At 55.7% G+C, this 22,052-nt stretch carries 16 protein-coding genes and 2 pseudogenes; 14 read left to right on the forward strand and 4 right to left on the reverse strand.

The window, feature by feature from the left end:
- Positions 1-57: 57 nt before the first annotated feature.
- The 5 genes and pseudogenes from ACIK7D_RS14010 to ACIK7D_RS14030 form a co-directional block, all read left to right on the forward strand.
- Positions 58-1,752, forward strand: coding sequence for a molecular chaperone HscC (locus tag ACIK7D_RS14010; RefSeq protein WP_127758496.1), 1,695 nt, complete (start codon positions 58-60; stop codon positions 1,750-1,752).
- Positions 1,749-4,259, forward strand: coding sequence for a hypothetical protein (locus tag ACIK7D_RS14015; RefSeq protein WP_400156572.1), 2,511 nt, complete (start codon positions 1,749-1,751; stop codon positions 4,257-4,259). The genes ACIK7D_RS14010 and ACIK7D_RS14015 overlap by 4 nt, the downstream gene beginning before the upstream one ends.
- A gap of 163 nt (positions 4,260-4,422) precedes the next feature.
- Positions 4,423-4,707: pseudogene (locus tag ACIK7D_RS14020) on the forward strand (transposase); the annotation flags it as partial.
- 35 nt (positions 4,708-4,742) lie between these two features.
- Positions 4,743-5,174 (forward strand): SMI1/KNR4 family protein, encoded by a 432-nt coding sequence (locus tag ACIK7D_RS14025; protein ID WP_127758494.1) that lies wholly within the window; start codon positions 4,743-4,745, stop codon positions 5,172-5,174.
- A gap of 221 nt (positions 5,175-5,395) precedes the next feature.
- Positions 5,396-5,629 (forward strand): annotated as a pseudogene (locus ACIK7D_RS14030) (Imm8 family immunity protein); the annotation flags it as partial.
- Between the two features lie 45 nt (positions 5,630-5,674).
- Here the strand turns inward: ACIK7D_RS14030 and traA are convergent.
- Entirely contained in the window at positions 5,675-9,421 is a 3,747-nt protein-coding gene (gene traA, locus ACIK7D_RS14035; protein WP_400156573.1) for a Ti-type conjugative transfer relaxase TraA, read from the reverse strand.
- A 196-nt stretch (positions 9,422-9,617) separates the two neighbouring features.
- Between traA and ACIK7D_RS14040 the strand changes: the two genes are divergently transcribed.
- The 5 genes from ACIK7D_RS14040 to ACIK7D_RS14060 all read left to right on the forward strand — a co-directional run bounded on the left by ACIK7D_RS14040 (position 9,618) and on the right by ACIK7D_RS14060 (position 14,225).
- A complete protein-coding gene (locus ACIK7D_RS14040; protein ID WP_400156574.1) occupies positions 9,618-9,812 on the forward strand; it encodes a hypothetical protein in 195 nt (64 codons plus the stop codon).
- 153 nt (positions 9,813-9,965) lie between these two features.
- A complete protein-coding gene (locus ACIK7D_RS14045) occupies positions 9,966-10,880 on the forward strand; it encodes a nucleotidyltransferase and HEPN domain-containing protein (RefSeq protein ID WP_400156682.1) in 915 nt (304 codons plus the stop codon).
- A 183-nt stretch (positions 10,881-11,063) separates the two neighbouring features.
- Complete coding sequence (locus ACIK7D_RS14050; RefSeq protein ID WP_400156575.1) at positions 11,064-11,372, forward strand: mobilization protein; 309 nt, start codon at positions 11,064-11,066, stop codon at positions 11,370-11,372.
- A complete protein-coding gene (locus tag ACIK7D_RS14055) occupies positions 11,369-13,033 on the forward strand; it encodes a type IV secretory system conjugative DNA transfer family protein (RefSeq protein ID WP_400156576.1) in 1,665 nt (554 codons plus the stop codon). Before ACIK7D_RS14050 ends, ACIK7D_RS14055 begins: the two co-directional genes overlap by 4 nt.
- 241 nt (positions 13,034-13,274) lie before the next feature.
- The gene (locus ACIK7D_RS14060; RefSeq protein WP_400156577.1) at positions 13,275-14,225 is read left to right on the forward strand and encodes a bile acid:sodium symporter family protein; all 951 of its coding nucleotides are present in this window, start codon (positions 13,275-13,277) and stop codon (positions 14,223-14,225) included.
- 48 nt (positions 14,226-14,273) lie between these two features.
- Here ACIK7D_RS14060 and ACIK7D_RS14065 read toward each other — a convergent pair whose 3' ends face one another.
- Positions 14,274-15,329: an aldo/keto reductase gene (locus ACIK7D_RS14065; protein WP_400156578.1), complete on the reverse strand. Its 1,056-nt coding sequence runs from the start codon at positions 15,327-15,329 to the stop codon at positions 14,274-14,276.
- Between the two features lie 184 nt (positions 15,330-15,513).
- Between ACIK7D_RS14065 and ACIK7D_RS14070 the strand changes: the two genes are divergently transcribed.
- Positions 15,514-16,419, forward strand: a complete 906-nt coding sequence (locus ACIK7D_RS14070) for a LysR family transcriptional regulator (RefSeq protein WP_400156579.1) — start codon at positions 15,514-15,516, stop codon at positions 16,417-16,419.
- A gap of 88 nt (positions 16,420-16,507) precedes the next feature.
- Here the strand turns inward: ACIK7D_RS14070 and ACIK7D_RS14075 are convergent, their stop codons facing one another.
- Positions 16,508-17,314, reverse strand: a complete 807-nt coding sequence (locus ACIK7D_RS14075) for a 2-keto-4-pentenoate hydratase (RefSeq protein WP_400156580.1) — start codon at positions 17,312-17,314, stop codon at positions 16,508-16,510.
- Between the two features lie 53 nt (positions 17,315-17,367).
- Here ACIK7D_RS14075 and ACIK7D_RS14080 point away from each other — a divergent pair, with 53 nt between their 5' ends.
- On the forward strand, positions 17,368-17,490 hold the full coding sequence (locus ACIK7D_RS14080) for a hypothetical protein (protein ID WP_272870771.1): 123 nt from the start codon (positions 17,368-17,370) through the stop codon (positions 17,488-17,490).
- A 191-nt stretch (positions 17,491-17,681) separates the two neighbouring features.
- On the opposite strand, the gene ACIK7D_RS14085 is transcribed toward ACIK7D_RS14080, so the two are convergent.
- Entirely contained in the window at positions 17,682-19,445 is a 1,764-nt protein-coding gene (locus ACIK7D_RS14085; RefSeq protein ID WP_174070937.1) for an ABC transporter ATP-binding protein, read from the reverse strand.
- Between the two features lie 775 nt (positions 19,446-20,220).
- Here ACIK7D_RS14085 and rfbF point away from each other — a divergent pair.
- Together rfbF and ACIK7D_RS14095 are read left to right on the forward strand one after the other, a co-directional pair.
- Positions 20,221-20,991, forward strand: coding sequence for a glucose-1-phosphate cytidylyltransferase (gene rfbF, locus ACIK7D_RS14090; RefSeq protein WP_400156581.1), 771 nt, complete (start codon positions 20,221-20,223; stop codon positions 20,989-20,991).
- Positions 20,992-20,995: 4 nt separating this feature from the next.
- Positions 20,996-22,045 carry an NAD(P)-dependent oxidoreductase gene (locus ACIK7D_RS14095; protein WP_174070941.1) on the forward strand — a complete coding sequence of 350 codons (1,050 nt, stop codon included), beginning with the start codon at positions 20,996-20,998 and terminating at the stop codon, positions 22,043-22,045.
- The last annotated feature ends 7 nt before the right edge of the window (positions 22,046-22,052 follow it).

The following is a 22,052-nucleotide window of genomic DNA, read 5'->3' on the forward strand; positions in this document are numbered from 1 at the left end:
GAAACCCTTGTGACGGGACCTATCGAACCATATTTTAAAACAGGATGTTGAAAATTAATGGCGCTTATCGGTATCGATCTTGGAACCTCAAACTCTTTAGTAGCGCACTGGACAGACCAAGGCGTGAAACTGATCGAGAATGCGCTGGGCGAGTTTCTGACACCATCAGTGGTCAGTATCGCGGATAACGGCGACGCCATTGTCGGACGCCCAGCTCTCGACAGGCTGATTACTCACCCGGACAGAACGGTGGCATCCTTCAAACGGTGGATGGGGACAAATCACGAGGTGAAACTTGCGAAGAAGGCTTGGCGCGCCGAGGAGCTGTCTGCGCTTGTCCTGAGAAGCCTAAAAAGAGATGCGGAGGCTGCGCTCGACACCGACGTATCTGATGTGGTTATTTCTGTCCCGGCCTATTTCAGCGATCCGCAGCGTAAGGCCACTATCAATGCCGCGCATCTGGCTGGGTTGAATGTTACGAGACTTATCAACGAGCCGACCGCCGCAGCCCTGGCCCATGGAATTGCAAGCTCCGAGGACGGGCAATTTCTGATCCTTGATCTGGGAGGCGGCACGTTTGACGTTTCCCTATTGCACAAGTTCGACGGAGTTATGGAGATACAGGCTTCCGCCGGGGATTCTATGCTAGGTGGTAATGATTTTCGAGACAGCTTGGCTTCATACCTCGTGACACTCCACGGTCTCGATTCCGAAAACCAGCCACCGCAAGATCGGGCCAGGCTTCTGAATGAGACTGAGCGGCTTAAGGCAGCGCTGAGCGAGACCCAGGACGCGGTTTATCATATCAACGTCTTTGGAAAAGACGTTGAGGGCAAAATAACGCGACTGGAGGCAGAGGAGCTGTGGAAGCCGCTGATCACTCGGTTGCGGAGGCCGATTGAAAGGGTCATTCGCGATTCCGAAACAGACCCATCGTCGCTCAGCCAGATTGTTCTGGTGGGTGGCGCATCGCGAATGCCGCTGCTCAAGACCATGACGACCCGCCTGTTCGGGCGGTTTCCACTGTTGCATCCCAATCCCGATCACGCCATTGCCATCGGAACGGCAGTTCAATCTGGGCTCCATGCTCGGCACGAAGCGCTTGACGAGATCATCATGACTGATGTGTGCCCCTATACATTGGGTATTGCGTCGGTTGAGCAAGCCTACGGCCTAAACGAGTTGCTGATGTCGCCCATTATCGAACGCAACGCGATCATTCCGCAAAGTCGCGAGCAGTTTTACTCCACCACCGTCGATGGGCAGACCAAGATTGATGTACAGGTCTATCAAGGCGAGAACATGCGGCCTTCACAGAACATTCTGATCGGAAATCTGGAGGTGCCGGTACCGCTGGGCAATGCCGGATCTCAATGCATTGGGGTCCGCTTTACTTATGATGTCAGCGGCGCGCTGGAGGTAGAGGTCAAGATTCTCTCGACAGGAGAACTTAAGCGTAAAGTGTTCCAAAACCAATCCAGTCTGACCGAAGCCGAAATCGCTCTGCGCTTCAAGGAACTATCGAAAATCAAGTTGGCCCCGCGCGAGCAGCAAGAAAACCTCGCCCTGGTCGCAAGGGCGGAGCGCCTCTATGCCGAGGCAATCGGCGAGCAGCGCCAACAGATATCAGCGTTAATGGCGCAGTTTATCGCGGCTCTGGATAATCAAAGACTGCGGGATGCGAGACCACTGCGGGAAACGTTTGCCAAACAGCTGGACGCGCTTGATCAAATGTGGAGCCAGCCGCAATGAGTGGCGATTGTTGGGCGTTGCTCGGCATCAAGCCCCTGAGCAGCGAGGAGGCGATCCGCAAAGCCTATTCGCGACGTCTCAGGGATTTTCGCCCGGATGAGGACCCGACAGGGTTCCAGCTGCTGGTCGAAGCTCGCAAGCAGGCGCTTGCGACGGTAAAGTGCCGGATGGTAGACGTGCTAATCGCCAACCCATCTTCGCCTGACGGCATAAGCACAGACGGAGTTGCAGAGGGCTCCGGCAGCTTCGGCAATTCTGAAAATCCCGATAATCCGGCTGAGCCTGAAAATTACTCACAACGCGCCGTAGCGCCCTTTTTTTGGGAGCCCACGCAGAAGGAGAATGCTGGAAAAGAAAGTCTACCTCGGCTGCTGGATGAATTGGGTGAACTTATCAGCTTTGGAAGAGAACGGACACGCGGAGTTGCGCAGAAAGGCAACTGGCGCGTCGACAAATGGACAGAACTATTAAACCGCGCATCTAGTGAGCTAAGTTTTGCCGAACATGTAAACTTCATCCACGTGCTTGCAAGAGGTATTGAGGGACTGTTGCCGCCCAAGGGTGATACAATCCCGTTGTCAGACTATACGGGGGGAAAAGGCATCGCTGCAATGGTCAACGCCATTGAGGAGGGAGCTAATTTTTCGGAAAATCCGGGCCTTCTCACCACGGTCTGCGGCTGGCAATCGGCAAAACATTATTTCGACTGGCTCGCCGAAGCGCAGCGCGGCAACGCTATTTTGCGCAGAAGTAGTCAGGGCAAAGCGGCTTACTTCAATGGAAAAATCCCGCTCTTCCCCTTGGAAGATCAACCATCACGCCTAGGGACAATTGATCTCAACTCATATTATCACGAAGCTCTTGAGAGGGGGCGCTGGCCTTTCTCGTTCGATTTCGCCAGAACGCTGATGCCGTCATACCACATCATGCGGTCGACAAATCTGTGGTTTGGCCTTACCATTTTCGGACTCACTCTTGTTACCGCCTATCTGACATTGGGAATAATAGCAGGCACAGACATTCGAATAGCCGCTGTCTCGCTTTTGTCTGTGCTGGCATTGCGGCTGACCTTTGCGGTCTTCTTCCGAAGGCTTACCCTTCGATTTCTGATCAAACGCATAATCAAAACGGATAAAAAACACATTTGGGAGCAGGTGCGTCGCCGCAATCACCTGACGCCTTATTCGCCTACCAACCCAGACTGGCTACTAATTTTTTTCACCGGCTTGGAACTATTCCCCCTTGTTGTTGGTCTTATCATCCTGGCGGATAGTGGCAGCAACATATGGAGTGCGAGGTATCTTTACCCCCAGCCCGCCGAAAAGCTCGTGACGAACATGGTTCTGCCAGCGTTCGATGCGGCAATCAAAGACGAGGCGTTTGGCTATGATTTATTCTTCGATTTCTTTCAGAACATTCGATCAAGCAAACCGGACGGCTTTTCAACCCGCCTGATCACGCCCGATATTCCCGCTGGAAAGTTGCCTAACTTGCTATGGCTCCCCACCCTGACTCGGAACCAAGAGCGTTTTCTTAGAGCGAGCAGCGGTCCAACGCATACCGCCTTATTTGCGTCCCGCACTATTGATCCGTCCGCCAACAGGTTGGCCGAGGTCCGAAAAGCCAAACTGCGCGTTTGGTCGTTTCTCTATCGTATCGGTACGCCACGGATGCGTGTGGATATTGAGAAGGCTCTGAACGACTGGAGTCCTCTTATTAGGGATGCGAAATTCCGCAACGGTTGGCCGACCGAGCAGGCAATCTGGAGTATCATGGCTCCAGAGCTGCAGGGCTTTGTTTCCGTGGAAGACAAAAGTTTTCTTAGAAAGGCCGTTTTATCCGAGTTTGCGCGTCAGGCTAGGCGCTATGACGCAAAAGCGAAACCGGACATTATCTATTCGCAATTCCATTGGGTGCTGTTCGCGCCTGATGCCGCATTGTTTCAGCCGCAACCTCTTCTTGCCGACACACCGCTCCCAAAAATCAACCTTGATAATGAGGCCATCAAACATGAGGCTTTGCCCAGCAACCCTATCCTGAGTAACTTCCTGCGGGGATGGGCAAGAGGGACCCAGCCCGACCGCATGGCCATGATTTCATCAACCGATAAGCTCCAAGTGCAGCCTGGAATGTTCTATATTGCACACGCGCCTGACATATCGGCATTGGCTGCGAGGCGTGCATTTTTCTTCCTTCTCGGCACGATCCTGGAGACCGACAATACGCTGCTCAGCTTGAAGATTTCGCGCCGCGGTCTTGCAAAACTTCCGGAGTCGCTTCCGGAGGACACTCCCGGTTTCTGGACCACGGCGACAGCGTATCTGCTACGGGCCCAACGACAGGAAACCGGTAAAAATCTGTCCCGGTTTTATATCGAGCACAACAGTGATGACGACGTCAGGACAATCTTGAGCCGGCTTCTGGACGAGTTACATGGCACACCCGAAGGACAGAAGGTATGCAATTCTCGTCTTCATTTGCCAGGCGGCCCTTGTTTTGACCTCTGAAAAAAATGTCAATAGCGCGTAATCTGATAGCAATTTTCCCTGAAACTACTTTCTACGGCAGCGTGGACATCGTTGTGGTGGTTAATTGGAAGACCACAGCCACCCAACGACTCGTGCTGAGTCTCGGCGGATATCGCGGCGATGACCACAGATCTGGCTCCATGTTGGGTGCGGCATGAACACCGACGGTCGACGCGAAGTGCTCGGCATGGAAATCGGCACGTCTGAGGCCGAAGCGATCTGGACGGAATTCCTGCGCAAGCTGACCAGGCGGGGGCTGCGCGGCGTCAAACTCGTTGTCTCCGATGCCCATGAAGGCATCAAAGCGGCAGTATCGAAGATGCTTTCCGCCACTTGGCAGCGTTGCAGGCTGCACTTCATGCGCAATGCATTGGCTCATGCGGGCAAGAGCGGACGGCGCGTCGTATCCGCGTTCATTGCCACGGCCTTGTATTGGATAACCGAGCAAACGATTTCTAGGAGATGTATCTGGTGACTGAACATATTGACGCGATTATTAGTGAAGTAAATCGACTAGATGATCCGCGAAAACGTAAAATTCCGCTTCCGGATGATGCTCTAATGGCGAGATACGAAGCCGCCACGGGTTTCGAATTCTCGGAAGACTATAAAAAATTTCTCAAGAGCATATCTAACGCTTTCATCGGTTACCTGTCGCCACTTACTCTAAATGAAGAGATGGGTGGCGTTTATGGGGAATTGAGATCTGCTATTGAACAAGGCCGCAGCGCTGGCCTACCCCACGATTGGCTTCCAATATGTGAAGACAACGGTGACTACTACTGCATCGCGCCCGATGGCAAAATACATTTCTGGGACCACAACGGTCCAACGACCGAGACTTGGCCCAACCTTGCAACGTGGGCAAACGATGTCTGGTTGGGTGGAGCATAAGAATTTCGGCTATGCAATACGAGCCACCGTTGAGACAATTTAGGCCGCCCCGGCATTGCTGAAAAGCTCGGGCAGACCACTCCCCGTGGGAAGTGGGGCGCTAACGGCCAAGTGGATGTTATCCCATGAGAGCAACGATAAAATCTATCGACCTGATCGACGATGAAAATTGGGCATACTGGCCAGATGACCCCTATAATTTTCATGTTGCTGCCTAAGCTTTGATTGGACAAGAAAACTACCCAGGCGCTGAGATTTTTAGCTTTGAAGTTTGCACCCCTCGTTGGCTGGTCGAGTATAGTGACCGAGAGCCACATTTCGTACGCCACGTAATTCTGATGGAAAAATATGACGAGGACGGCCTAAAATCTCTAGTCAGGAATTTGGTTGCAGACACAACCGGTGAAACATGGCGCGGAATCGCCGAAAAGCTGGCTCGCTCCATGTTCTGGGAATTTGAGGATTATCAAAGCTGGCGCCAGTGTTGTCGCCAGCGCACACTATCGGCTCAGTCCAAGCCCCCGAGACCGGGCAAGCTGCCGTTTCAACGCGTGGTCATGGCTAAGCTCGGCCTTGCGCGTTCGGTTCACGATACGGGCGGTAATCTGGATCTGCTCAGCCTGCTTTGCGAGCTCCGGGCGTGCTGCAAGCTCTTCGGCAATCCTGCGAGGATCGGAGCTTCCGAACCGCTGGGTGAGCGCTTCAGCCACCAGCTTGGCCTCATCGAGCGCGGCTCGGCCCTCAGGTAACGATCGCAGCTCTTTGATGAACTTGCTTCGCCTCTCGATCGGCATTTTCTCCACCTGGCTGATGATTTCGGCGCTGCGCGAGGTGAGGCCGGGTACTTCGATCAGATCACGCTTTTCGCGCTGCCATTGTTCGCTCGCGCGCTCTTCGCCAAGCCGGCGCTCCCACGCCTCGGACACATAGCCAATATGGACAGAGAGAGATCTCGCATATTGCAGCGCCTCTTTCCGCTCCTTGTTGTTTCCGAACAGACCCGACTTGCCGCGTAGCTCCCCGAAGCGCTCTGGTTGCTCGGCCATGGCTTTCGCCATGATCTTGCCGTTGCCTTCCTTCTCGATCATCGCGGTGCGCAGTCTCGCGGCGACCTCGACCGGGTCACGGAACACGTGCCGCGCGACAGATTCCACCGTGTCGAATCTCTGATCGATAACTGACATCGCCCTTTTCTGAGCCACCTCTTCGATGCTGCGGTCGTACCGGGTGATCGCTGGCACAAGCGGAGCTGGCTTGCCGGGTTCCAGAGAATTTTGCTGGCCTGCGGCTTCTGTGGGGGCAGGGACGGCCCCGTCTCGCGTCATGAGATCGGACCACCGGATGCGGCGATATCCTTTGTTGTCCTCTGTCCTGTCGTCCTGCCGTCCGTCATCGATATTTCCGGCGAACTGATTGCGACGATTTTCGCGGCGAACAGGGCCGGCCAGATCGCCGACACGTTCCTCGTAAACCTGCTGACGCTCTGATGGCCGGTCCTGTTGCTCCCGCACCGGATGGGCCGCATGGGCCAAAACCTCTTGACGCTCTTTTTGGGCGGTAGCAAGCTCGATCTCGCTCCTGACCCCGAGCTGCTCCGCTATACCCCGCCGCTCGGCAAAGTCCCTGATGTAATCCAGCGTGGTTTCTTTCGCGCCGGAACGCGACAGGCGGTTGTCTAACTGCTGGTAGGCCAGTTCATCACCCTTGACGACGCGCCACGCATTGCGTTGGACCTGCGTACCGTCCGGAAGCGTGACAGGCGTGGCGCCTTGATGCTGTAGTCCGATCCTGTCCCCGATCTGTGGTGAGGCCTCGTGCATGGCCCGCTTGAGATCAACGCCCCACACCGTGCGCTGTTCGCCCTTGTCATTTTCCAGCGTCACAAAATAGTTTTCTCGCGCCTGACGATTATGTTCGTAGGGCGCAACGCCATGGTCAACCAGCCGGCCGGCCTTGGTGAACTCCTTGATGTCGGCATAGAGCTGCACGCTGTCGCGATGCCTGGTCATGGCAACATAGGTCAGATGTCGATCCATGGTGCTGGACGCCAGCACAAAGGCGCGATCGACCGTCGCGCCCTGGTTTTTATGGATGGTCGTCGCATAGCCGTGGTCGATCGCCTGGTAGCTGTCCGTGGGAATGCTGACGCTATCGCCGCCTCGACCATCGAGCCGGGCGATGATCTTGCCCTTTTCGACATGCTCGACGGTGCCAAGCATGCCGTTTTTCACGGCGAGGTCGCGGTTGTTTTCGAGGAAGATGATCCGGTCACCGGCGGCGAAGGCGCGTTTGCCGTTATTGGTCTCGAAGGTTAGTTCTCCAACATCCTCACCATCGCCACGGTCTCCACGGTCCGCACCGGCGCTCAGCCCGTGGCTGCGCTCCAGCCTTTGTCTGTTCTGAAGTTCGGAACGGATTGCGACATTGAGGGCGCGCACATCCACACGGCGATGCGCCATGGCAACCCGGGTGCCATCCGGACGCTTCTCACTATCGACAAGATAATCACCCACGATCTGCGCCATCGCTGCGTCGCGGCTTTCTGCAAAATGGATGTCGCCGTGATCGCGATAGGCGGCAAGGCCCTCGGCCGTCTTGTGGGTCGCAAAGGCAACCGATGCTTCTCGCTGCCAATCATGGCGCTGGCGGCGAATGCCGGAAAGTTCCCCATGGCCGATCTGCTCGGCAATCGCCCTGAAGGGTGCACCGGCCCCGATCGCCTGGAGCTGCTCGTGGTCGCCCACAAGAACGATCTTTGCGCCGCGCTCTTCTGCTTCTGCGATAAAGCGGGCGAGTTGCCGGCTCCCGACCATGCCGGCCTCGTCAATGACGAACACGTCCCGGCCACCGATCAGATCCCGGCCATGGTCCCAGCTGTAAGACCAGGACGCCAGCGTGCGGCTTTGAATGCCGGAACTTTCTTCAAGACCCTCGGCAGCCTTTCCGGCCAGAGCCGCACCGTGGACCTGATAACCTTGCGCCTCCCACGCCGCACGAGCCGCTGCCAGCATGGTGGACTTTCCCGCACCGGCAAATCCGACCACGGCCGCGATGCCTTCGGGGCCTGTAACATGTTTGATCGCATGACGCTGTTCGTCCGACAATCCCACTGAAGGGTCGCTCGCGGCCACCATTCCGCCGGTGCTGTTCCGAAGAGAGCGATCCTGCCTTTCCATCGCACGTTCGACATGGCGAGGATCGACGCCATGGGACTGCGCCTGATGCAACCGGTTCGCCGACCGCGCCATTGCGAATTCCAGATCTATCATCTCCCGCGTCGAATAGCGCGCATTGGAAACGTCACCTGTTTCAGGATCGATGCGCTCAGCCTGAAGCTCAACAAGCGCTGGTGATGCCATAACAGCCGCAAAAGTGTTCCGGAATGTCTGTGCGTCATCGTTGATATAGCGATGCAGGGTCTTGGCAATGTCGTGTCGATCGAACACGCTCTTTTCATTGCTGATCAGCAACAAAACCTGTTCCGGTTTTTGGCGGATCAGCTCGGCATTTCGCCGTGCTGCCTTGTCATCCAGCCGGCCGCGCTCGACGGCCATTCCTCGCCGTTCCATCTGCGAGGCATGCACGCCCATATGCCCGGTCGGCGACAACTCAAGACCGCGCTGCGCATGTGAGCGATGATCGATGCGGATATCCAGGCCTTCGTGTTGAAGCTGACGGATGGCGATGCCTTCCCATGATTGCCTGATATCTTGAATCTGCATGTCGGTTGTCGCCATACCGTTTGCCAACAGCCTTGCGTTCTTGTGCTCAAGACGGGTCTTCTCGCCAAGGCCGGTTCTACCAACCTGCCGCGTCGTCATCAGCACATGCGCATGGTAGTTTCGGATGTCACCGTGCTCACCTGGCGAATGGATGGCAAAATCCACGGCCGCGCCATAGCGGTTTGCCAGATCCTGGGCAAAGGCGCGCGCAGCCTTCAGTCGCCCCTCTGGCGAAAGCTCACGCGGAAGCGCGATTTCGAATTCGCGGGCAACGCGGGCATCCTTGCGCTTTTCTGCAAACTCGGCAGCGTTCCACAAAGCCGACCGATCCAAGGCCCAATCGGCAGAAAGACCTTCCGGCAGCACGATCTCGATGTGCTCCACACCCTCTTTCCGGGTGAAGTCATGTACGAGGCCGTCGCGGTGATTGGTGAGGAGAACCGCGCAACGATAGGCGGCAGATGCCACAGCGCTGCGGCCGGATGAGCGCGAGACAGGCTTGGTGCTGAGATGATAAATCGCCAACCGAAATCTCCGATCCGCAAACGGGGAAATTCAGCACTCAACTGCGGTGCAAGTCGTAAGTGCGCCCTTGTCTGTTTACCGGTGGCGACGCTAGCAACATCGAACGGCGATTTCGACTACTAAAAGTAGTAGTCGCCAAGCGGTCATTGCTCGTGTTTGAATAGGGAAACAATCGCGTCAATCAGGGGAGGGCGATATGTGCAGGCTGATCGCACGACTGATCGGGGACAAGGGACAAGGGACAAGGGAGCTGGACGAGCGGAAGAAACCATTGCAGGTGCGGCTCGACAAACAGGAGCGGGCGCAGGCAATGCGCCGAAAGATCTGCCTGGGTCGTTCATGCTGGAGCAGTTGCAGCGGCGGTATCAGAGCAGCGATCGTGCCCGAGTAACATTAACCGCTCGGCTCAGATCAGAACCGTTTGTACCAGGATCGCATGTGGATAGGTCGGCAGACAGGCATTCGATTGGTGGCAACCAAAAATCGGAGTTTCAAAGAAGTTTACAATGGCCCATACAGGATACCGTCCAGAAACGGAGCAGACATGAAGACCAGCCTTGAACACCTGCCGGAACGAAAGCAACGCGAGCTTGCGCGTGTCGTCGGGATTATCCAGGAAGAGTTTGCTGATCTGGTCGAGCGCTCGAAGTCTGACGCCAAGAAAGATGGACGGATTTTCAAAATCATTCTGTTCGGTTCTTACGCGCGTGGCAACTGGGTGGATGAGCCGCATACATCGAAAGGCTACCGCTCCGATTTCGACATTCTCGTCATCGTCAGCAACAAGGAACTGGCCGATCCCAAATACTGGGACAAGGCGACAGACCGGCTGATGTGGGACAAGGAAATTGAGACGCCCGTGAGCCTCATTATCCATGGCGCTCGCGAGATCAGCAATTTCTTGCAGGAAGGGCAATACTTCTTCAGCGATATCCGACGGGATGGCATTGCGCTTTACGAGCTTGATGACAGAGAACTCGCCGAGCCCAAAACGCTTACGGGGCAACAGGCATATGAGCTGGCAAAAAGACATTATGCCAGCCGGCTCGGTGTCGTTGATAGTTTTATAGACCACACGCTCTTTGCTCTGCAGAAGCACAACGCAAAGAGCGCGGCTTTCATGCTGCACCAATCCATAGAACAGGCCTATTCCACGCTGCTTTTGACCCTCACCAACTACAGCCCTGCGAGCCATAATCTGAAGTTTTTACGAGGGCTGGCTGAGGGGCAGGATATCCGTTTTGCCGAGGCCTGGCCGCGGGATCAACATCGGTATCAGTCGTGGTTCAACACGCTGAATGAAGCCTATGTGAAAGCCCGTTACTCCGACCATTACGAAATTACCGAGGAAGCGCTGACCTGGCTGACTGCCAGAACGTCAATCCTCTATGATCTCGTCAACACGGTCTGCCAGGAACATATCGCCAGGCTCGAACAGGCCGCGAACGCCAGCGACTGAGATTCACTGGTGGCTCAACAACCTTGAGCTCAGGGAGCAGCCACCGCAGCGTCGTGAACCACAGCCCAACCTCCTCTTACAATCGCTATGTCGATCTCCTCATAGAAACTGGTCTGTCTTCCAGGAGCAAAGCCGTGGTCAACAGCGGCAGTTCCGGTGGGACCGCAATCGAAAGGAACAATCGTGGCAAGGAAAACCATCGAACAGCGCCTGGCTGAACTGGATGCGCAACGGTCCGCGCTCAAGGCCCGGCTCTCGAAAACCGAGCGCAACAACGATACGCGCCGCAAGGTCCTGATCGGGTCGCTCGTTCTGCATCATATGGAGACCTCGAATGATCAGGAGTTCAGCAAACAACTCGGTACATGGCTGCGTCGCGAACTACCAGGCTTTTTGACACGCGACAATGACAAGGCGCTGTTTGACGATCTGATCGGACCAGGACTGCCGGGCACAGGAGAGTGTGGCGACAGCGGGCAGGGTGCTCCATGAACCGGTTGCGACTTTTTCGGGACGCATTCAAGAACATGATGCGCGCTGCCGCTCGGGAACCGATTTGGGCATTTCTGGCTTTGATCACCATGCCGTTCCGAATCTGGAAACAGCTCGCCGGATTTCTCTTCATCCTTATCATCGTCACGTTTGTGATCGGCATGGGTGGGGGTCATTTCCTCGAGCAAACGGGTTTCGGGCGCGGCTCGCTTGTCTACATCCTCCCCGATTTCCTCACCCTGCTGGCGCTTGCCGTCATCACCTTCCGGTTCATCACCAGTGCGCTGATTTTACATTTCGGGGACAGTGACGATGATACCCACGGCTCCGCCCGCTTTGCGACAGACAAGGAGATAGCCGCTCTCACCGCATCCGGCTCCGGCCTCCTGATCGGTCGTGATACGAAGACGGCCAAGCCTCTGCGCTATGACGGTCCAGCCCATCTCCTGACGATGGCGCCGACGCGTACCGGCAAGGGCGTGGGCACGATCATTCCAAACCTGCTGACCGCCGACCGTTCCGTAATCTGCGTCGATCCAAAAGGCGAAAATGCAAGGATCACCGGCCGGGCGCGCCAGAAGTTTGGGCCGGTTCATGTGCTCGATCCTTTCGGGATCACCGGCAGACCCTCGGCAGCCTTCAATCCCCTGACCATGCTTGATCCCGACAGCCTTGATGTCGCGGAAGACGCCAGTGCGCTTGCCGACGCTCTTGTATTCGACGAACCGGGAATGGCGGGGGAGGCGCATTGGAACGAGGAGGCAAAAGCACTGATCGCCGGATTGCTGCTCGAGATCGTTTCGGCGGAGCCTTTGAGACGCAGGCATCTCGCAACTCTTCGCGACTATCTCACCCTTGCTCCGGAACAGTTTGCAGCACTGCTGAAACGTATGCAGGACAGCGATGCGGCGAGCGGTCTTGTCGCGCGTGCCGCAAACCGCCACCTCGGAAAATCCGACCGCGAAGCCGCAGGCGTTCTTTCCGCGGCTCAACGCCATACGCATTTTCTTGATTCACCGCGCATGACCGCCATCCTCAGTCGCTCGGATTTCCGGTTTGCCGATCTCAAGCACAGCAATGTGACGGTGTTCCTCGTTCTTCCGCCTGACCGCCTCTCGACCTATTCGCGCTGGCTGCGCCTGCTTGTCTCGCAAAGCCTGCTCGAAATGGCCCGCGATCCGACAAAGCCGGTGACACCGGTTCTTTATCTGCTCGATGAGTTCGCATCGCTTGGGCATTTGGGTCCAGTCGAACGCGCGATGGGTCTGATGGCAGGCTATGGTGTCCAGCTTTGGCCTATCCTCCAGGACATCCATCAGCTGCGTGCTACATACGGTCACCGCGCCGGAACCTTTCTGTCAAACGCCGGCGTGCTGCAGGTCTTCGGCGTCAACGATCATGACAGCGCCCGCCTCATCTCTGATTTGCTCGGACAGGAAACGGTCGTGTTCCAGACGATGGCGAGAGCGCTCGATTCCGATAAGACCGGAATTTCCTATAGCCAACAGCATACCGGCCGGCCGCTCCTCACCCCTGATGAGGTGCGCAATCTGCCGGCGAAAGGACAATTGCTGTTCCTGGCCGGGCAACGACCGGTTTTTGCGCAAAAACTTGCCTACTTCGCCGACGCGGAATTCAGGGAGATGTTCGACCCAGCCTAACGGGATGCACGACGAAAAGGCAGTCCAGCATCTGAGACCTTGTATGCGCGGCCCTCGGGCTCTCTTCGGCGCAACGGGAAGCGGATAGATGAGCCCTCGTCCAAATTGCAGTCCTGTGGCGACGGCGGCATCGCGGCGGAGGGATCGTTTTCGACCGCGAGGTCTAGCAACCGAGTAATGACCTTGACAGGGCACCATAGGAGTCTAGACGGGGTTTCATGATCATCTTGGGAGTATGGAAATGAAAACACTGGCAGCCGTTTCGGCTTTTGTAGGCAAGACCTTTGCCGCCTGGGTCATCCTGTTTGCCGTGCTCGGCTTCTTTTTTCCGGATACGTTCAAGCAGATTGCGCCGTGGATCGTCACGCTTCTGTCTATCATCATGTTCGGAATGGGGCTCACACTTTCGGTCGATGATTTCAGGGAGGTCGTAAAAAGGCCATTCGATGTGACGATCGGCGTGCTCGGCCAGTTTCTCATCATGCCGCTTCTGGCGGTGCTGCTCACCCGCATCATTCCCATGCCTCCGGAAGTCGCGGCGGGCGTCATTCTGGTCGGCTGCTGCCCGGGCGGCACATCTTCCAACGTCATGACCTATCTCTCCAAGGGCGATGTCGCCTTGTCCGTTGCCTGCACCTCGGTCACCACGCTTGCCGCGCCGCTGGTGACGCCGTTCCTCGTCTGGTTGTTTGCGAGCCAGTTCCTGCCGGTTGACGGTTGGGCCATGTTCCTCAGCATCGTCAAGGTCGTTCTGGTTCCGCTCGCTCTCGGCGCCGCCCTGCAGAAGCTGCTTCCCGGTCTCGTCAAGACCGCCGTTCCGGCATTGCCGCTGGTAAGCGTCATCGGCATCGTGCTCATCGTTTCAGCGGTGGTGGGAGGATCCAAGGCGTCCATCGCCCAGTCTGGACTGATGATTTTTGCCGTCGTCGTCCTGCATAACGGGCTTGGCTATCTCCTCGGTTATCTCGCCGCAAAGGCAACGGGCCTGTCGCTTGCCAAGCGCAAGGCCATTGCGATTGAGGTGGGCATGCAGAATTCGGGCCTTGGCGCGGCACTTGCAACGGCCTATTTCTCACCTCTCGCCGCGGTTCCGAGCGCCATTTTCAGCGTCTGGCACAATATTTCCGGTGCAATCCTGGCGAACTGGTTTTCGGGCCGGGTGGAAGCAGGCTCGGGAAACAAAGCCGCCTGAGGCTCCACAACTGTCAGGCCGCCTGCAGTTCAGGCGGCCTGAACCGCCTTAGAGCGGCATAGTCTGACGTGTTACGGCCGTCGGATTGAGACGGGCAAAGCCCGCCTGCCGCTGATACGGGAAATGCGGATAGGGAGCAGTCGTCTCGCTGGCCTCGTCCAGCCGTGCCACCTGTGCGGATGTCAGCTCCCATCCCACGGCATCGAGGTTCTGGCGAAGCTGCTCCTCATTGCGTGCGCCGATGATGACAGTGGCAACGGTGGGCCGTCTGAGCAGCCAATTGAGCGCGATCTGCGGCACGGTTCTGCCGGTTTCTTCGGCGATAGCGTTGAGTGCATCGATCACGCGGTAGAGACGCTCATCATCCACCGGCGGGCCGAAACTGGCGGTCTCGTGCAGCCGGCTCCCTTCGGGCAGCGGTGCGCCGCGGCGGATTTTTCCGGTCAACCGCCCCCAGCCTAGCGGGCTCCAGACCATCGCGCCAAGGCCCTGGTCCGCACCGAGCGGCATCAGATCCCATTCATAGTCCCGGCCAATAAGGGAATAATAGACCTGGTTGACCACATGACGCGGCCAGCCATATCGGTCCGCGACGGCGAGCGATTTCATGATCTGCCAGCCTGAAAAATTCGAAACGCCAGTATATCGCACCTTGCCGGAGCGGACGAGGGTATCGAGCGTCGACAATACTTCTTCAACCGGTGTGAAGGCGTCGAAGGCGTGGAGCTGAAGAATGTCGATATAGTCGGTCTGGAGACGGCGCAGGGCATCATCCACCGCGCGCAGCAGCCGGGAGCGGGACGATCCGGCCTCATTCGGCCCGTCGCCCATCGGCAGGCTGGTCTTGGTTGAAATCAGAACGCTGTCGCGCCTGCCTTTGATGGCCTCGCCGAGAACCTCCTCCGATGCCCCATTGGAATAGACATCGGCCGTATCGAACAGGTTGACGCCGGCTTCGAGACAGATGTCGATCAGGCGCCGGGCTTCCGCAGCATCCGAATTGCCCCAGTTGCTGAAGAGCGGGCCGGAGCCGCCGAAAGTTCCGGTGCCGAAACTCAAAACCGGCACTTTCAGGCCGGATTTGCCGAGATAGCGATATTCCATGGGGTGTTCCTTTGTTGCTTCGGCATGGTTCTGGGCCAAGCGCCTGATGGCGCCGTGCCTCCCATCCCGTCGTGATCTGGCAGACGAAGATTGTGATGTGTTTCAATCGCTGTCCGAAGATAGACGCTGGCTCTTCAATGAAATAGAATGCCGAAAATAATATCACTTGTGAGATGAAGTCATCATGGCGCGACTTGAGATTAACCGGGCAGGGGAGATGGAAATCTTCGTGCAGGTCGTTGAACTCGGAGGCTTTTCCCGCGCGGCCGCGGCGGCGAACATGACGCCTTCAGCGGTGAGCAAGCTTATCGCACGGCTGGAAGGTCGCCTGGGCGCGCGCCTGCTCATCCGCTCCACCCGGCAGCTTCAGATAACGCCGGAGGGCTGCGCTTTTTACGAAAGGGCCACCCGCATCCTCGCCGATCTCGAAGAGGCCGAGCGTGCCGCCGGCTTGGGCGAACAGCCTGTCGGCCGCGTGCGGATCAACACCAGCGCTTCTTATGCAACGCATATTCTTGCACCCATCCTGCCACGCTTTCTGTCGCTGCATCCTGATATCACGCTCGATATCGTCCAGACCGATCAGGTGGTCGACCTCGTTGCAGAGCGCATGGATGTCGCGGTGCGCGCCGGGCCGCTGAAAAGCTCAAGCCTCGTCGCCCGCAAACTCGGCGAGACGAGGATGATGATCGCAGCCGCCCCTGACTATCTGGAGCGCTGTGGCGTGCCGCAAACAATCGCCGATCTGGAAGATCACAATCGCCTCGGATTTGGTTATGCCCGGTCAGTCGACGGGTGGCCGTTGCGGGACGAGGGAAAGACCGTCCTCATCCCGGCGACGGGACGTGTGCAGGTGAGCGATGGCGAAGGCCTTCGCCGTTTGGCGCTTGCCGGCGTCGGGCTGGTGCGCCTTGCCGCTTTCACCGTGAGGGACGATATCGCCGCCGGCCGGCTGATTCCCGTGCTTAATCATCTCGATACGGGCGAAATGGAAATGTTTCATGCCGTCTATGTCGGCCAGCGCGGGCCGCTTCCCTCACGCATCCGGGCGCTGCTCGATTTTCTGGGCGAATATGGGCGGGTGAAGTGACCTTCCGGAGGCATTGGAAAAGCCGTGGTTACAATGATACGCGTTCTCAGCATTTGCGGTCGGAAGCCGCGGCTGCAAAATGGGGTGTTTATGCTGAGTGACCAAATTCTGATGATTTCGAACCTGAAAGTGTAAACGCACTGACCTGTATCATGGCTATATGCACATCGAGCGCGAGCGCGCTCGGTATCAATCCGCAGAGGCTGCCTGTCGTCACCACGTTCCCCGCTTTGAGCATGTCACCTTTGTTGAGCGCGGCGTTGGCGAAGGCAAGAAGGGGTGCCAGCGAATCCCTGTTCGGGTGTTTTGCTTTGGCATCAAACAATTGCACTGCCCCTTCAGTCACGGTAAGCTGTGGCAGGTCTGCTTCGTTTTCGGCAAAGACGTCCAGAACGCCGGTATCTATTTCCGGACCGATGACGAAGCCGTGGTTGGCAAGGCGGTCAGCCAGAAACAACGGAAAGGGCACCTGATTTTTCTCAGCCAGCCGATAGCGTAGAAGTTCAACACCCAGATGGACCTTGCCGATGTGCCGCGAGAGGTCGCCTCTGGTGAACGGCACCGTACCGCGGGCTGGTATATCGGAGGAAAGAGTGAAGCATATCTCCACCTCGATGCCTTCAGTTCCCGCTTCCGGAAAAGAGGCGATATTGTTGTCTTCGACTTGGTAACAATCCAGTATCGGCGCGCCGACTGCCTCGCCATCCGGCCGGATCGCCAGTTTCCAGCCTTTTACCGGCTTTTCCAAAACCTGAGCGGATGCGCGCTGTACGGCCATTGCAGTTTCGAAATCATCGGGAACAAGGCCATCTGTCTCCATCTGCGCCAGAGGAATTTTCCCCCCGGTGACATCTGCTTGCGCAAATCTTCTGGCCAGTTCTTCGATAGCCGTCATTTCGCCATCATCCATCCTTGCAGTCACTTATCGAATGCTGTCACGATTTGGCGATGTTTGCCAAGGCTATCGTTGCCGAGTTCGACAATATCATCGGCTTTCATGAAAGCCGGCGGCTTCATTACAAGGCGGACACGGCGGTGCACGTTCGTGATCACGTCACCCGGCATGAATAAGGCGGGTAGTGACCGCAAGAACTGTCTGCACCACTAGCGTTGAGACGTCATTCACCTGATCGACTGATGAAAATCCCACTGCTTTTCGCCAGAAGGACGCGCGATGTGAAAATCGCATGACAATAGATAGTAATCGGTACGGAAATGGTTAAGTAAAATTCGGGCGGCAGGGCCGCCCGATCTTTTTTGGGCTAAGCTACATCTGCATCGAACTGAATGCTGTGCAGGCGCTTGTAGAGACCATCCGTTGCGAGCAATTCGCGACGGCTCCCCTGTTCAACAACCTGTCCGTTATCCATGACGACAATTTTGTCAGCCCGGTTAATCGTGGAAAGCCGGTGAGCAATGACAATAGACGTTTTATTAAGCGTCAGTCTCTCCAGCGCGTCTCGGACGAGTGCTTCGGATTCAGAATCGAGCGCACTCGTCGCCTCGTCGAGGATCAATATGTCTGCATCTCTCAGCATGGCGCGGGCAATAGCAACACGCTGCCGCTGGCCACCAGACAGCCCGGACCCGTTTTCTCCCAGCTTGCTGTCATAACCATCAGGCATTTTCATGATAAAATCATGCGCATTGGCAGCCTTTGCGGCAGCGATGATTTCCTCGTCCGTGGCGTTGTCGCGACCCACGGAAATATTGTGCTTTACCGTCCCCGAGAAGAGGAAAGTTTCCTGGCCGACGTAAGAAACATGCTCGCGCAGGCTGGCGAAGGAGACGTCACGCAAATCCATTCCGTTGATTTCAACAGAACCATTTTGCGGATCGTAAAGACGCATCATAAGGTTGATAATGGTCGACTTGCCACTGCCGGATGGCCCGACCAAAGCGGTCATCTTGCCACCCTCGAACAGTACATTGACGTCTTTCAGAACTGGCTGCCCCGAAACATATTCGAAGCTGACGTTCTTCAGCTCCACATTGCCGCTTGCCTTGGGAAGGGGGAGGGCGTCGTTTTTTTCCGTGAGCGTAAGCGGGGCGTCCAGAACCTCGAACATCATCCGTACCCCGATCATGCCACCTTCGATCTGCACACGCATACGGGCCAGACGTTTTGCCGGTTCGTAAGCGAGAAGCAGCGCGGTGATGAATGCCATCAGGTCGCCAGGGGAGCCGCCTTTTTCGAGGACGGTATAACCAGACACGGCGATGACGACCGCAATAGCAAGGCCGGACAGCGTCTCCATGATGGGGCTCGTCGCCGCCTCCAGCTTGGCGATACCGTTCGAGCGCTGTTCCACATCGGAAACGGCCTTGTTCATGCGCTGGCGCATCAATTTCTCAAGCGAGAAAGCTTTGATAACGCGAACACCGATGCTGGTTTCCTGCACGACGTTGACGATCTCACCTAGTGAGGCAAGTTCGGCCTCCATGATCTTGCGCACGCGGCGCAAGACCAATCGGACGCTGAAGATTGCTATTGGGCCGATAATCATGGAAATTGCACTCAGAAGGAAATTCTGAGCGAACATTACGATGATCAGACCGATGAGCGAAAACAGATCACGAACGAAGGATGTGACGATAGTGTCGATCACATTACGCGCAGACTGTGCGTTATAGGTAACGCGGATAAGCAATTCCGAGGACGGGAGATTCTGAAAGAATGAAACCCCCTGCTTTAGAAGCCTGTCATAGATTTTGCGTTGCTGTTCGGCAACGATACTGTTGCCTGCCTTGCTCAGGTAGTAGCTTTGGACGAAGGTCGCGAGGCCCTTCACGATAAAGATGGCTGCGACTGCAAATGCAATCTCGAGGACGACGTCGAAACCTCGTTTCAGATAGACGCTGTTGACGATATCGCGCATGATCCAGGCGCTGAGCGACGTCATGCCTGCAACCACAAACATCGCTGTAATCGCCGCAGAATACCAGCCAACGTGCTTTTTAAAGTTGTCTTTGAAAAGTCGCGTCAACAACTTCTTGTCGTTTGGCGACAAAAACGATCCGATCACCGAAACATCCTTATTTTAGTCTCGACATCCACAATGGGCTAGGCGCAGGGGTCGACATTATAACGCACGAGCTGCTGATTGAAACTCGTCGCAAAATACACCCTTTACCGCGTCCCGAGTTTGCGATCATCATAGGGACTTTTCCGTTCAAGGGTGCAACAAACCTCGCTTTTAAAGGAAGCAAATAATGTTACATCCCGAAACTGTCAACATTCGCTTTGGGTACGGTATGTGGGACACCTAAATAGGATCGCCATGATGTGGGTAAAGGCCGTGGCCAAACGGATGAATTCATCCACCTGAAATCCAGTGCCGTCTTTCTACACACTGCCCCAACGAGCCAGAGCCTTCCTCTGGATCAAATATTGTGATTCGCCGATCTCCAAATGTGATTAAGCGAAAACTGTCACTTTGGCCTGCACTCTTTCATAAGGTCCTACGATTGGTAGCTGGGAGCGTTGGCCGGTGCGCTAGTTTCGTGTGCGTGAGGTTTTTTCAGCCTGTTGCGCGAAGTCTTCTTCGGTGCGGCATTAAGAATCAAATTTTAATTAACAATATCAATTAATTAATGGTTTTTTACGTTGGGTTCTGGTAGGCTGTAAACGATGCTGTTAGCGTTCATTCTGGCAAATCTGGAATAGGCGCGGCCTTACAACTCATCTTAAAGTCTGAGGAGTCGTACCTCATCATCAACTGGTGGATGCTGAGGCTTGCCATTTTATCTCGGATACTGCATCTAGCTGATTGTAGTGCAAATAATCGAGGTGTGATCTCCATGAAAGCTGTTATTTTGGCTGGTGGACTAGGAACCAGAATATCGGAAGAGACGCATTTGCGACCCAAGCCGATGGTCGAAATCGGTGGGAAGCCAATCCTTTGGCATATTATGAAAATTTACGCCTCTCATGGGGTGAATGACTTCATTATTTGCTGCGGGTACAAAGGCTACGTAATTAAAGAATATTTTGCGAATTATTTCCTGCATATGTCAGATGTTACTTTTGACATGACCTCGAATTCGATGGAGGTGCATGATCGCAAGGCGGAGCCTTGGAAGGTGACTTTGATCGATACCGGCGACGATACAATGACTGGTGGTCGCTTGAAGCGTGTCGCCCCGTATCTCAGCGATGAAGAGGCTTTCTGTTTCACCTATGGTGACGGCGTGTCGGATATCGACATCTCGAAAAGCATTGCCTTTCATAAGGATCACGGGAAGCTCGCGACAGTGACGGCTGTAACGCCTCCTGGTCGGTACGGCGCTCTGCAGATCGAGGATGGGGCCGTCCGGAGCTTTCTGGAAAAGCCAAAGGGCGAAGTCGGCCTTATTAATGGCGGGTTCTTTGTACTGTCTCCAAAGGCGATCGACTACATTGCTGGCGATTCGACCTCGTGGGAGGCCGAGCCCCTTATGAATATAGCCAAAGATAGCGAATTGATGGCGTTTGAACATCAAGGGTTCTGGCAGCCGATGGATACCCTTCGCGAAAAAAACATGCTTGAGAAGCTTTGGGTTGATAACAAGGCTCCCTGGAAAAAGTGGTGATGTGATGAAGATTCTGATTACTGGAAATATGGGCTATGTCGGCCCCGTATTGTCGCGCTTCCTAAAGAAGAACGTGCCTGAATTGCATTTGATCGGCTTTGATGCCGGTTATTTCGGACAGTCACTCACTGGCGCTGAGGACCTGCCAGAGGTGGTGCTTGACCGGCAGTTTTTTGGTGATGTGCGCGATTTTCCAGCTGAAATCCTTGAGGGTGTGGACGCAGTCGTTCACCTGGCCGCTGTTTCGAATGACCCTATGGGTAATCAGTTCGAGCAGGTGACTGAGGATATCAATCAAAATGCCAGCGTCCGGATTGCTGAACTGGCCGCCGAGGCCGGAGTCAAGAATTTCGTCTTCGCGTCGAGCTGCAGCATGTATGGCTTCGCAGAGGGCGGCGCTCGAAAAGAGACCGATCCGACAAATCCGCTTACTGCCTATGCTCGTTCCAAGATCGGTACGGAAGAACGCTTAAAACAGACCGACCTGAAGGGAATGACCACTACGAGCCTTCGTTTCGCGACGGCATGTGGTGCGTCTGATCGAATTCGTCTCGATCTGGTACTAAATGACTTCGTTGCGGGAGCACTTACTTCCGGCGAAATCACGGTTCTGAGTGATGGATCTCCGTGGCGACCGCTGATAGACGTCGAGGATATGGCGCGTGCCATTTCGTGGGCGGTTGTGCGCGAGGCTTCTAACGGTGGGCAGTTTCTTGCCGTAAATGCTGGAAGAGATGAAAACAACTATCAGGTTCGCGACCTTGCAGAGGCTGTCGCTCGGCAAGTATCTGGAACAAAAGTTAGCATCAACACAAATGCACCACCAGACAAGCGGTCCTACAAAGTCGACTTCACGCTTTTCAAGTCGTTGGCGCCGGATTTTATCCCGCAGGTGTCCCTGGATCAGTCGATCGAACGGCTTATTGTTAACCTGACGAGAATGAGTTTCCGTGATCGCGATTTTCGGAACTCTCCGTTTATTCGGTTAAAGACTCTCGAACACCACATTGAATCTGGCAGGCTTGGAAAAGACTTGCGTTGGATACGAGCCTGAGGCCCTG

It is taken from the genome of Agrobacterium sp. P15N1-A (assembly GCF_044626815.1).
Classification (GTDB): Bacteria; Pseudomonadota; Alphaproteobacteria; order Rhizobiales; family Rhizobiaceae; genus Agrobacterium; species Agrobacterium leguminum.